The sequence below is a fragment of the Pseudomonas brassicacearum genome, assembly GCF_918698105.1.
In the GTDB taxonomy this organism is placed as follows: Bacteria; Pseudomonadota; Gammaproteobacteria; order Pseudomonadales; family Pseudomonadaceae; genus Aquipseudomonas; species Aquipseudomonas brassicacearum_F.
Map to the genome: position 1 here is coordinate 1 of NZ_CAKKMI010000124.1, position 12,103 is coordinate 12,103.

The following is a 12,103-nucleotide window of genomic DNA, read 5'->3' on the forward strand; positions in this document are numbered from 1 at the left end:
TGCCCCACCACTCGGTGCCTCGCCTAGGCTCGGCATGCCCTCACTCCGGCATTGCTCCGTGGGCCGCCGCGAAGGGCCATCCATGGCCCAGCGCGGCTAACCCGGCATCCATGCCGGGTTGCCCACTGCGCAATACCTGCGTTCGGCCAGCGTGGTTAACGGGGCGCCCAAGATCAAGATCAAGATCAAGATCAAGATCAAAAGCGAGGCGGCCTGGCTCTGGCGTTTGTACTTCAATCCAACTGTGGGAGCGAGCCTGCTCGCGAAGGCGGAGTGTCGGTTTGCGGTGATGTTTGGATGTGCCAGCCTCATCGCGAGCAAGCTCGCTCCCACAGGAGGAACGCGGTCCCACCAAGAACCAGGTCGGCTGTTAGGCCGCCTCGTGGTGGACGTTGATCTCGGGCGCCCCGTTAACCACGATGGCCGAACGCAGGCATTGCGCAGTGGGCATCCCGGCATGGATGCCGGGTTAGCCGCGCGCTGGGCCATGGATGGCCCTTTGCGGCGGGCCCACGGAGCAATGCCTTCGTTCGGGCACACCGAGCCTAAGCGAGGTGCCGAGTGGTGGGGCAAAGCGTTTTTGGTTACTTTTGGCTGGTCCGGCTCCCGGCTCTTCCAAAAGTGACCCGCAGTAAGGGCGGAACCCTAAGCCGCCGTGACCGCAGCAACGGATATGTACGCAATCCAATCGGTCGAAACTAAAGTTCCACAGCCTTAAGTGAACAGCATTACGCATCAAGGCAAGGCGGGCTTTTTTGCATCCAGTCCTGGCGTCAGAACCTGAACACTTCCATGTCCGTACGAATCGGCAAGGCCATGGGGATCTTGTCCTTGTCCTTTTCCACCGGTTTGGCCGGGGCGGGAGCGGCCTTGCGTGGGACTTCTGCAATAGGTGGTTGGTTGGCCAGGGGCTTGAGCGACACGGACAACTGTTCGGCCAGGCGTTGCAGGAGCACGCCCTGGGCCTGGACCTGCGCTGCCGTGGTGCCGGCATGTTGCTCTTGCAGATGAACGATGCGGTTCTCGCGCACCTTGCCACGACGGTCGATCAATCGCCATTGGGCATCGAGCACGGCTGGCTGGGCTTTACCGGAGTCCAGGCGGGTAATCGACAGCAGCACCTGCACATCCGGGGTGAAGCCTTGGGTTGCAGGTGCCAGCACTACACGCTGGCTGTCCAGGTGCCCGGCGACCTGGCGTAGCAGCAACTGATCGATGTCCGAAGAAAGGCTGCCAGCCCAACGCCCGTCAGTGGCGGCCTGCAGGCTGCCGTCCGGTTGGCGTTGCAATAAGGTTTCGCGTTGCAGGTAGTCGGCGATCAGCACCGGCCCCAGCAAAACTGCCATGCCTGCGCTTTGCGCAGGTTGGGCCGGGGTCCCGCTGTCGAGTTGATACAGCGACACAGGCTGATTGACGCTGCAGCCCGCTAGGCCAAGCAGGCCAGCGAGCCACAAAATAGGAAGGCGCAGAGCAGTCATCGTCCCGTCCAGGTGGCGGCCACAAGGCTTACCACAATGAAAAATACTCGGTCATTATGAAGAACGCTCGGCCACGCCGGCGCTTGAAAGGGCCTATCATCCGTGAATATGCGCGCCGACTCCAGCGCGAAAGTATCGATCTGCGGCATTTAATCGCAGACCGAGCCCTCTAGTACGCCTAATTGAGGTTTTCGACGAGCAGTGCATCGACCCGCTGAAAACCCCTTGGAAGCTTGTTGCCCCGCCGACCGCGTTCACCCTTGTAATGCTCAAGATCGTCCGCCTTCAACGAAAGCGTGCGCTTGCCTGCCTGTAGCACAAGCGTGGCGCCTTCCGGCAACACTGCAATATCCGTGACATATTCCTCACGGCTAGCGACCCGTTCGCCGGAAATACCAATAATCTTGTTGCCCTTGCCCTTACCCAGCTGTGGCAGGTCGCTGATCTTGAACACCAGCAAGCGGCCCTCGGTGGTGACCGAAGCCAGCCAGTTGTTCTCCCGATCGGCCACCGGCCGCGGCGCAATCACCTTGGCGTTGTTCGGCAAGCTCAACAACGCCTTGCCCGCCTTGTTCTTGGCTTGCAGATCCTCGCCCTTGACCACGAACCCGTAACCCGCGTCCGATGCAATTACGTACAGTCCATCATCATCAGGCATCAGCACGCACTCAAAAGTTGCACCCGGCGGTGGCGTTAAACGACCGGTCAGCGGTTCACCCTGGCCGCGAGCCGATGGCAGGGTATGCGCCGGCACCGAATAACTGCGCCCGGTGGAGTCGACGAACACCGCAAACTGGTTGGAACGCCCGGCCGCCAAGGCCTTGAAGCCATCCCCAGCCTTGTAGGAAAGCCCCGTCGCGTCAATATCATGACCTTTGGCGGAGCGCACCCAACCTTTTTCCGACAGCACGACAGTCACTTTCTCGTTGGGCAGCAGATCGTGCTCGCTCAGCGCCTTGGCTTCGGCACGCTCGACGATGGGCGAGCGACGGTCGTCGCCGTAGGTCTCGGCGTCCTTGAGCAGTTCGGTGCGCACCAGCTTCTTGAGCTTGGCTTCGCTGCCCAGCAAGGCTTGCAGCTTGGCCTGTTCCTTGAGGAGTTCATCCTGTTCGGCGCGCAGCTTCATCTCTTCCAACCGCGCCAACTGCCGCAGGCGGGTGTCGAGGATGTAGTCGGCCTGGATTTCACTCAGGGCAAAACGGGCGATCAGGCTGGCCTTGGGGTGCTCCTCGGTGCGGATGATGTGGATCACTTCGTCCAGGTTGAGGTAGGCAATCAGCAAACCGTCCAACAGGTGCAGGCGACGCTCGACCTTGTCCAGGCGGAATTGCAGGCGTCGGCGCACGGTCTTGACCCGGAACTCCAGCCACTCCACCAGCAATGCCCGCAGGTTTTTCAACTGCGGCTTGCCGTCCAGGCCGATGATGTTGATGTTGACTCGGTAGCTGGACTCCAGGTCGGTGCTGGCGAACAGGTGCTGCATCAGCGCGTCGTGGTCGACCCGGCTGTTGACCGGGATGATCACGATGCGGCACGGGTTTTCGTGGTCGGATTCGTCGCGCAAGTCAGCCACTTGCGGTGCTTTCGACGGTTTTGCCTGCATCATTGCGGCAATTTGTTCCAAGACCTTGGCCCCGGAGACCTGATGCGGCAACGCGGTGACAATGATGTCGCCGTCTTCGACGTGGTACACGGCGCGCATGCGCACCGAACCGCGACCGGTCTCGTAGATTTTCAGCAGGTCGGCGCGTGGCGTGATGATTTCCGCTTCGGTCGGATAGTCCGGGCCCTGGATGTGCTCGCAGAGTTGTTCCACCGTGGCCTTGGGTTCGTCCAGAAGACGCACGCACGCCGTGGCCACTTCCCGCAGGTTGTGGGGTGGCACGTCGGTGGCCATGCCCACGGCAATGCCGGTGGTGCCATTGAGCAGGATATTCGGCAAACGCGCCGGCAACACCAGGGGTTCGTCGAGGGTGCCGTCGAAGTTCGGCCCCCAGTCCGCGGTGCCCTGGCCCAGCTCGCTGAGCAGCACCTCGGAATAGCGCGACAACCGCGCCTCGGTGTAACGCATGGCCGCAAAGGACTTGGGATCGTCCGGCGCACCCCAGTTGCCCTGCCCGTCCACCAGCGTGTAGCGATAGCTGAACGGCTGGGCCATCAGCACCATGGCTTCATAGCAGGCCGAGTCGCCGTGGGGGTGGAACTTACCGAGCACGTCACCGACGGTACGCGCCGACTTCTTGTGCTTGGAATCCGCATCCAGCCCCAGCTCACTCATGGCATAGATGATTCGCCGCTGGACCGGTTTCAAGCCGTCGCCGATGTGCGGCAAGGCGCGGTCCATGATCACGTACATGGAGTAATTGAGGTAGGCATTTTCGGTGAAGTCAGCCAGCGATCGGCGTTCTACGCCGTCTAAGCTGTCTGCAAGAATGTCGCTCATGCGGGCCTCATCAGTTCGTTGTCTGGCGCAGCAGCATGGTGCCGTCGCGCTGGGTAAATTCAAGTTTGTTCAGGGCGCTCATGCCCAGCAGCACTTGCGTGCCACCCAGGCCTGGCGCCACCAGGGCACGGACATCGCGCAAGACGATGTCACCCAATTGCAGCCGGTCGATGCGGGTGCGATAGCCCTCGCTCAAACCGTTGGCGGTACTCAACGTCACGCCGAAACCTTTGTCCAGCTTGAGGCGCTCGGCCAACTCCACCGGAATCGCCACGTCGGTGGCGCCCGTGTCGAGCATGAAATCCACCGGTTGGCCGTTGATCTGGCCGCTGGCGACGAAATGTCCCTGCCGGTTGCCGACCAACTTCACCTCGATAAACCCTTCGCCTTTTTGCGAATAGACCTGGGCATTGGGGTTTTGCTGGCGTTGTTCCCACTGGGCAAAAAACCGCGTTGCCAGGAACAACGCCGCGCACCAGGCGAGGATCATCAGCACCCGACCGGCGCGCTTGCCCGGCGGCTGCTGACTCATGGCGAGGCGCCCCAGCCGCCGTCCGGCGCGGCGAAGCGCCAGATGATCGGCCGCGTTTCGCCGTCGGCGCGGGCACCGTCGTTGTTGTCCAGGCCGATCCAGGCGCCCTCGGCGTCCACGACCAGCGCTTCGGCCAGCCCATAATCCTGGGAGTAACGCCGACTGTCCTGCAACGCCTCGGCGGCAAACGACCAGCACCGCTCCACTTGGGCGGTCTGCGGGTCACGTCGACAGATCTCAAAGGCGTTGCGTTCCAGGGTAAACAGCTTGCCATTGAACAATGACAAATCAGCAAAATCCCGCGAAACCGCCTTGGCCTTGAGGAACTGCGCCGGCTGCATCTCCAGCCCCGCTTCGCTCAGCAGCACGCAGTTGCCATCGCAGTCCCACACCGTTTGCTGGCGCTTGACCTGCAAAAGCCCGCGACGCTCACGCTCGGCCGCCAACCACAGTTGGTCACCGGCCGGGTTGACGGCCAAGCCTTCGAATAGCGCATTGAAATGCAGCAACATGCCACTGGCGCGGGCCTGGCGGATCAGTGTTGGTGCAATTTTCAACCAGGACGCCGGCCCCGTCGGCGGCACCTGCAACACGGCGGCATGGGACTCGCTGACCACATAGCGATTGCCGGCGCTGTCACAGCTGATGCCTTCGAAATCCAGCTCACCGCCACGCAGGAACGACGCCGCCCAGGTCCGTGAGCGCAAGCCCCAGGGCAAACCACTGTCCGGCACCTGCGGCACCTCGATTTCAACCACCTCGGCCTGCCAGACCGGCGCATCGACGCGCTTGAGGCGGTAGATCCGGTCATCGTCGCGATCGGACACCGTCCACATCTCGCCGCCGCACAGCGCCAGCCCCGACAGGTTGCCGCCGCGCATGCCATCAACGGCGTGCTCGGACAGCAGCTTCAATTCCGGCGAAGGTCCCGCGACTACCACCCCCGCCCACAGCCACAACGCCAGGGCGAAACCGATGCGCATCAGGCCAGCACCTCGGCCAGGTCCCCTTTGGATTCGAGCCAGGACTTGCGATCGCCGGCGCGCTTCTTCGCCAGCAGCATGTCCATCATTTCCGAGGTCGCTTCGAAATCATCCAGGGTCAACTGCACCAGACGGCGGGTGTTCGGGTCCATGGTGGTTTCACGCAGTTGCGGCGGGTTCATCTCGCCCAGGCCTTTGAATCGAGTGACCTGCGGCTTGCCGCGTTTCTTCTCGGCCACTAGACGATCCAGAATGCCGTCGCGCTCGGCTTCGTCCAGGGCGTAGTAGATTTCCTTGCCCAGGTCGATGCGGTACAGCGGCGGCATCGCGACGTAAACGTGGCCGGCATCCACCAGCGGACGGAAATGCTGGACGAACAAGGCGCAGAGCAACGTGGCGATGTGCAGGCCGTCGGAGTCGGCGTCGGCGAGGATGCAGATCTTGCCGTAGCGCAGCTGGCTCATGTCCGCGGCGCCCGGATCGACGCCGATGGCCACGGCGATGTTATGCACTTCCTGGCTGGCCAGCACTTCGCTGCCGTCCACTTCCCAGGTGTTGAGGATCTTGCCCCGCAGCGGCAGGATCGCCTGGAACTCCTTGTCCCGCGCCTGCTTGGCCGAGCCGCCGGCGGAGTCACCTTCCACCAGGAACAGCTCGGAACGCATCGGGTCCTGCCCGGCGCAATCGGCGAGCTTGCCTGGCAAGGCCGGCCCCTGGGTGATGCGCTTGCGCTCGACCTTCTTGCTGGCCTTGAGACGACGGCCGGCGTTGTTGATCGCCAGCTCTGCCAGGGCCAAACCGGTTTCCGGGTTGGCGTTGAGCCACAGGCTGAACGCGTCCTTGACCACCCCGGAAACAAACGCCGCCGCCTCACGGGACGACAGACGTTCCTTGGTCTGGCCGGAGAATTGCGGTTCTTGCATCTTCATCGACAAAACGAAGGCGATGCGTTCCCAGACGTCTTCCGGTGCCAGCTTCACGCCACGGGGCAACAGGTTGCGGAATTCGCAGAACTCGCGCATCGCATCGAGCAGACCCTGGCGCAAGCCGTTGACGTGGGTGCCGCCCTGGGCCGTGGGGATCAGGTTGACGTAGCTTTCCTGAACGCTTTCGCCACCTTCGGGCAGCCACAACAACGCCCAGTCCACGGCTTCCTTGTTACCGGCCAGACTGCCGCAGAACGGCTCGTTGGGCAGGCGTTCGAAATCGTTGACCGCGTCCACCAGATAAGAACGCAAGCCGTCTTCGTAATGCCACTCGACTTTCTCGCCGGTGGCCTTGTCCTCGAAACTGACCAGCAACCCCGGGCACAACACGGCCTTGGCCTTGAGCACGTGCTTGAGGCGGCTGACGGAAAACTTCGGTGAGTCGAAATATTTCGGGTCCGGGGCGAAATACACACTGGTCCCGGTGTTGCGCTTGCCGACGGTACCGACCACTTCCAGCTCGGTGGCCTTGTAGCCGTCGGCGAAGGTCATCTGGTATTCGTTGCCATCACGCTTGACCCGCACCCGCACCTGGGTCGACAAGGCGTTGACCACGGAAATACCCACCCCGTGCAAACCGCCGGAGAACTGGTAGTTCTTGTTGGAAAACTTGCCGCCGGCGTGGAGCTTGGTGAGGATCAGCTCGACGCCCGACACGCCTTCTTCAGGGTGAATATCCACCGGCATGCCGCGGCCGTCATCGCTGACTTCCAGCGAATGATCGGCGTGCAGGATGACCTGCACCGACTTCGCATGCCCGGCCAAGGCTTCGTCGACACTGTTGTCGATGACTTCCTGGGCGAGGTGGTTCGGCCGACTGGTGTCGGTGTACATGCCGGGGCGCTTGCGCACCGGGTCGAGGCCCGAGAGGACTTCGATGGCGTCTGCGTTATAAGAGCTAGCGCTGGGAGTGGCCATGGGGTCTCGTCGTCAGTGTTCAATGAAAAAGGGGCGATGGGCTCACAGCGACGTGAAGTCGATCGCCTGGTACAAATCGGCGCCAATGCCGGCAAAACTCAACAGCGCCGGCAACTGCTGGGCAAACCCTTGGAAACTGTGGTCGCCGCCGGCCTGGATGCGCAAGGCACAGGCGCGGTAATACTGCTGGGCGTGGCGATAATCCAGCGTTTCGTCACCGGTTTGCAACCATACCTGATACCGCTGTGGATCCCGGGGCGCCGGCACTTCCAGCTCGGCCAGGGCCGTGACGTGGTCGTGGGTCAATTCCCAGGTTTCGTCGGTGTACAAATTCTTTTGTGTGCCCAGGTAACCGTCAAACATCCGATGTGGGCTGACGGCTGGGTTGATCAACAGGGCCTTGAGGCCGTGGCGCTCGGCCAAGTGAGTCGCATAGTAGCCGCCGAGCGAGCTGCCGACCAGCAGCGGGCGACCCAGTTCTGTAATCGCCTGCTCCAGCTGACCGATGGCTTGGCGAGGGTGGTGATGCAAGGCGGGCACCTGTAATTGGTCGCCGAGGCCCAGGCGTGCCATCACTTGCGTCAACTGGCTGGCCTTGGTTGACGCCGGGGCGCTGTTGAGGCCATGGATATAAAGGATCGAACCCGACATTGCCGACTCCCTGGGTGTTGGGCAAAGGCCGGAGTTTACAGGGAGATTGCGGTGGTTGGGGGGGATTTGACCGTGGTGTTGCCGCCTATGAATCGTCGATCACGGCGGCTGTGGGAGCAAAGCTTGCTCGCGATGGCGGCTTGGTGTCCGACCAGGTTCTCCCAGTTGTACTTCGATCAAACTGTGGGAGCGAGCCTGCTCGCGATGGCGGCCTGACAGCTGGCCAGGATTTATTGATCGGGTGCATATCCATTGCTGCGGTAACGGCCACTTAGGGTTCCGCCCTTACACCCGCTGTGGGAGCAAAGCTTGCTCGCGAGGCGGCCTTGTAGCCGACTTGGTTCTCCCGGTTGTACTTCGATCAAACTGTGGGAGCGAGCTTGCTCGCGATGACGGCCTGACAGCCGGGCAGGTTTTTGTTGACCGGGTACATATCCGTTGCTGCGGTAACGGCTACTTAGGGTTCCGCCCTGACGGCGGCTCACTTTTGAGAAGCGCAAAAGTAACCAAAACGCTTTTGCCCCACCACTCGGTGCCTCGCCTAGGCTCGGCATGCCCGAACGAAGGCATTGCTCCGTGGGCCCGCCGCGAAGGGCCATCCATGGCCCAGCGCGGCTATCCCTGCATCCATGCCGGGATGCCCACTACGCAATGCCTGCGTTCGGCCAGCGTGGTTAACGGGGCGCCCGAGATCAACGTCCACCACGAGGCGGCCTAGTAGCCGACCTAGCTCTCCCGGTTGTACACCCGTCAGATCTGTGGGAGCAAAGCTTGCTCGCGAGGCGGCCTGACAGCCGACCTAGTTCTCCCGGTCGTACTCCGGTCCAATTGTGGGAGCGATCTTGCTCGCCTCTGCGCGCGGTGTGGTCAGGGTTATGTATTGACGTTGTCCAGCATCCGATTCGCCAATAAAGCGCCCAGCTCAATCAGTTGTTGAATGCCAAGGGCAACATGGCGTCGCGAGCCTTTCAGGTCGAAGGCAAGGTCGCTGACCATGGCATCGGCTGAAGCCAGGGTTTCGCTGAGGTTGGCCAGCAGGCTTTCGGTGTCGACGCCGTCCACGACGGTGAACAGTTGACCTGAGGGCTTTTGCTTTTTGGCTTGAGGCTTGGGGTCGAGATAATGGTCGATGGTGCGCTTGGCGGCTTCATCGAGTATCGGGGGAATCTGGCTGGCTTCGGGAGAAATGGAATCTTTTTTTGTTGGCCCAGAGTTACTTTCAGACATGTTGAGCGCTCCATTAGGATTGAAATAACGCCCCCTACTTTCGGGTTTCCAGGCCCGACCGCTGAATTTGCAGCGACGGGAAAAGACTAGCGACAACCATTCCCACCCGGCAACCGCCAGGGCTCGTCGGAAAAATCTGCTGCAACCCGGAGGATTGTCCGATTCCCACAATCCTGATCGGCTGTCAGGCCGCCATCGCGAGCAAGCTCGCTCCCACACAGGTTTTGGGTCGTTTATAAGATCAGTGTCCACCGCCGATCCCTGTGGGAGCCGAGCTTGCTCGCGATGGCGGTGGGTCTGCTTGCATCCATGTTGTATGTGCCGCCGCCTTCGCGAGCAGGCTCGCTCCCACATTGGATCAGTGTGACCTAGGAATTTGCGACCACTGCCGATCCCACAGATCTGACGGGTGTACGAGCGAGAGAGTCAGGTCGGCTATAAAGCCGCCTCGCGAGCAAGCTTTGCTCCCACAGACCTGACAGGTGTACGACTAGGAGAGCCAGGTCGGCTTTAAGGCCGCCTCGGCTTGGCTTTTGATCTTGAGGCCCCGTTAACCACGATGGCCGAACGCAGGTATTGCGCAGTGGGCATCCCGGCATGGATGCCGGGATAGCCACGCTGGGCCATGGATGGCCCTTCGCGGCGGGCCCACGGAGCAATGCCTTCGTTCGGGCATGCCGAGCCTAGGCGAGGCACCGAGTGGTGGGGCAAGCCTTTTTTGCTTACTTTTTTTGGCGTTTGAAAAAAAGTGAGCCGCCGTCAGGGCGGAACCCTAAGCAGCCGTTACCGCAGCAATGGATATGTATTCAATCAAGCCGCCTTCGCGAGCAGGCTCGCTCCCACAATTGGATGGGTGTACGACCGGAAGAGCCAGGTCGGCTATCAGTCCGCCTCGCGAGCAAGCTTTGCTCCCACAGGTCCTGCTCAAACAAGGCTGATGGGGTACGACCGCAAGAGCCAGGTCGGCTATCAGGCCGCCTCGCGAGCAAGCTTTGCTCCCACAGGTCCTGCTCAAACAAGTCTGATGGGTGTACGACCGCAAGAGCCAGGTCGGCTACTAGGCCGCCTCGGCGTGACGTTGATCTCAGGCGCCCCGTTAACCACGATGGCCGAACGCAGGCATTGCGTAGTGGGCATCCCGGCATGGATGCCGGGATAGCCGCGCTGGGCCATGGATGGCCCTTCGCGGCGGGCCCACGGAGCAATGCCGGAGTGAGGGCACACCGAGCCTAGGCGAGGTGCCAAGTGGTGGGGCAAGAGCGTTTTGCTTACTTTTGCGCTTCTCAAAAGTGAGCCGCCGTCAGGGCGGAACCCTAAGCGGCCGTTACCGCAGAAATGGATATGTACTCAATCAGACCGCCATCGCGAGCAAGAGTTGGGCCGAACTCAGTAACCGTTGGAGCCATAGTCCGGAGTGAACGCAAACCCAACCACCCGCTCAACCCCCGTCTCCAACCGCCCATCCGGCAACAACCGCAACCACCGATACCCCGGCGCCTGCGAGCCCACCGCAAAATCCTCACTCCCCGGCTCAAACTGAATACAAGTCGAAGGCGAAGCCAACAAACGAACCCCCTCGCGCACCTGGTCAACCTCCTGATGCACATGCCCCCACAACACCGCCCGCACCTGAGGAAACCGATCCAACACCGCAAACAGCGCCTCAGGATTACGCAACCCGATCGGCTCCATCCAAGCACACCCAACCGACACCGGATGATGATGCAGACACACCAGATGATGCCGCTCCGGCGCCTCGCTCAAGGCATTGGCCAACAGAATCAACTGCTCCTCGGCCAAAAAACCCGGCACTGATCCGGGCACGGCGGAGTCGAGCATCGTCACGCGCCAGTTGCCAATGTCCACCACCGGATCGCGCAACGTGCTCTTGACCGCCGCCTCGAGCATCACCCGCGGCTCATCATGGTTGCCAGGAATCCACCGCGCCGGCGCATCGATTCGCGCAGTCAATTGCCGAAACGCCGCGTAGGACTCCAGCGTACCGTCCTGGGACAGGTCCCCGGTGGCGAGCATCAGGTCAATGTCCGGCTGCTGTTTGAGCACCAAATCAATGACCGCCCGCAAACTGTCACGGGTATTCATGCCCAGCAACGAGGCATCGGCCTCGGCGAACAAATGGCTGTCAGACAGTTGGACCAGCAACGCCGCATCGGCAGTGGTCAAGCTGGATACGCTCGGCAAATCGCTCTCTCCCAGGCGCAGTCACGCCGTTGCATGAAGCGGCAATTATGCTGGGGGATGATCGAAAGGGGAAACCCGTGAACCGGAACCGGTTCACAACTACCGAACGACTTCGAACTCGTGGCCCAGCGCCAGGCAATGACTCAGCCACTCGCCCAGGAACAGGTTCAACTGGGCCTTTTCGTCCGGCTGGTGCATTGACGCATTGGGGTAAGGATAGATGCCGCGAAAGCGTCGTGCATGTTCGGCGCTGACGACTTCGGCCATGCGCGCATCGTGATAGACCTGGACCTCCAGCTGCGGCACCGGCAGCCAGGGCAGGCTGTGCTCCTGGCGCACTTGCAGCGTGGTGGTGTAGGGGCAGGTCTGCAGCACTTCCAGGGCCAGCACGCCGAGCATCTGGTCGCCGTGGGTCACGGCGATACGCCGTGGCGCCGGATCGTTGCGCATGTCCGGCAACAAGCGCATCAGGCGGGCGTAGTTGGCTTCGCAGGCGGCCTGCAACCCCACCAGATCGACGCGATAGCGATCGCGCAGCTTGTTCAGGACCATAACCCCCTCACTTCCTCGCGGTTCAAGGCCAGCCATTGCAGGGCGATGATGCTCGGTGCATTGCAGATTTGTCCGTCGCGCACAGCTTGCAGGGCATCTTCGAAAGACCAGACCTTGACGCGGATATCTTC

General features: G+C 61.7%; 10 protein-coding genes and 1 pseudogene. 1 reads left to right on the forward strand and 10 read right to left on the reverse strand.

Going from position 1 to position 12,103, the window contains the following annotated elements:
* Window positions 1–773: 773 nt before the first annotated feature.
* From LQ215_RS28235 to LQ215_RS28260, 6 genes are all read right to left on the reverse strand, one after another.
* Window positions 774–1,478: a PqiC family protein gene (locus LQ215_RS28235; protein WP_230153550.1), complete on the reverse strand. Its 705-nt coding sequence runs from the start codon at window positions 1,476–1,478 to the stop codon at window positions 774–776.
* Window positions 1,479–1,656: 178 nt separating this feature from the next.
* Window positions 1,657–3,921: a DNA topoisomerase IV subunit A gene (gene parC / locus LQ215_RS28240; RefSeq protein ID WP_230153551.1), complete on the reverse strand. Its 2,265-nt coding sequence runs from the start codon at window positions 3,919–3,921 to the stop codon at window positions 1,657–1,659.
* 10 nt (window positions 3,922–3,931) lie between these two features.
* Window positions 3,932–4,453, reverse strand: a complete 522-nt coding sequence (locus tag LQ215_RS28245; protein WP_230153552.1) for a retropepsin-like aspartic protease family protein — start codon at window positions 4,451–4,453, stop codon at window positions 3,932–3,934.
* On the reverse strand, window positions 4,450–5,436 hold the full coding sequence (locus LQ215_RS28250) for an esterase-like activity of phytase family protein (protein WP_230153553.1): 987 nt from the start codon (window positions 5,434–5,436) through the stop codon (window positions 4,450–4,452). The genes LQ215_RS28245 and LQ215_RS28250 overlap by 4 nt, the downstream gene beginning before the upstream one ends.
* Window positions 5,436–7,340, reverse strand: a complete 1,905-nt coding sequence (gene parE, locus LQ215_RS28255) for a DNA topoisomerase IV subunit B (protein WP_230153554.1) — start codon at window positions 7,338–7,340, stop codon at window positions 5,436–5,438. The genes LQ215_RS28250 and parE overlap by 1 nt, the downstream gene beginning before the upstream one ends.
* 42 nt (window positions 7,341–7,382) lie before the next feature.
* Window positions 7,383–7,991, reverse strand: coding sequence for a YqiA/YcfP family alpha/beta fold hydrolase (locus LQ215_RS28260; RefSeq protein ID WP_230153555.1), 609 nt, complete (start codon window positions 7,989–7,991; stop codon window positions 7,383–7,385).
* Window positions 7,992–8,508: 517 nt separating this feature from the next.
* Between LQ215_RS28260 and LQ215_RS28265 the strand changes: the two genes are divergently transcribed.
* Entirely contained in the window at window positions 8,509–8,709 is a 201-nt protein-coding gene (locus tag LQ215_RS28265; protein WP_230153556.1) for a nucleoid-structuring protein H-NS, read from the forward strand.
* A 155-nt stretch (window positions 8,710–8,864) separates the two neighbouring features.
* On the opposite strand, the gene LQ215_RS28270 is transcribed toward LQ215_RS28265, so the two are convergent.
* The 4 genes and pseudogenes from LQ215_RS28270 to nudF form a co-directional block, all read right to left on the reverse strand.
* Window positions 8,865–9,218, reverse strand: a complete 354-nt coding sequence (locus LQ215_RS28270; RefSeq protein ID WP_230153558.1) for a DUF6124 family protein — start codon at window positions 9,216–9,218, stop codon at window positions 8,865–8,867.
* 1,386 nt (window positions 9,219–10,604) lie between these two features.
* A complete protein-coding gene (gene cpdA / locus LQ215_RS28275; RefSeq protein ID WP_230153557.1) occupies window positions 10,605–11,420 on the reverse strand; it encodes a 3',5'-cyclic-AMP phosphodiesterase in 816 nt (271 codons plus the stop codon).
* Between the two features lie 99 nt (window positions 11,421–11,519).
* Window positions 11,520–11,972: a DUF1249 domain-containing protein gene (locus tag LQ215_RS28280; RefSeq protein ID WP_003186471.1), complete on the reverse strand. Its 453-nt coding sequence runs from the start codon at window positions 11,970–11,972 to the stop codon at window positions 11,520–11,522.
* Window positions 11,963–12,103: pseudogene (gene nudF / locus LQ215_RS28285) on the reverse strand (ADP-ribose diphosphatase); the annotation flags it as partial. The pseudogene nudF and the gene LQ215_RS28280, both read right to left, overlap by 10 nt.

Bases quoted from the DNA above. Each gene is read 5' to 3' on its own strand.
- parE (WP_230153554.1), bottom strand. From the start codon at position 7,340: ATGGCCACTCCCAGCGCTAGCTCTTATAACGCAGACGCCATCGAAGTC.
- parC (WP_230153551.1), bottom strand. From the start codon at position 3,921: ATGAGCGACATTCTTGCAGACAGCTTAGACGGCGTAGAACGCCGATCG.
- LQ215_RS28270 (WP_230153558.1), bottom strand. From the start codon at position 9,218: ATGTCTGAAAGTAACTCTGGGCCAACAAAAAAAGATTCCATTTCTCCC.
- LQ215_RS28235 (WP_230153550.1), bottom strand. From the start codon at position 1,478: ATGACTGCTCTGCGCCTTCCTATTTTGTGGCTCGCTGGCCTGCTTGGC.
- LQ215_RS28250 (WP_230153553.1), bottom strand. From the start codon at position 5,436: ATGCGCATCGGTTTCGCCCTGGCGTTGTGGCTGTGGGCGGGGGTGGTA.
- LQ215_RS28260 (WP_230153555.1), bottom strand. From the start codon at position 7,991: ATGTCGGGTTCGATCCTTTATATCCATGGCCTCAACAGCGCCCCGGCG.
- LQ215_RS28280 (WP_003186471.1), bottom strand. From the start codon at position 11,972: ATGGTCCTGAACAAGCTGCGCGATCGCTATCGCGTCGATCTGGTGGGG.
- LQ215_RS28245 (WP_230153552.1), bottom strand. From the start codon at position 4,453: ATGAGTCAGCAGCCGCCGGGCAAGCGCGCCGGTCGGGTGCTGATGATC.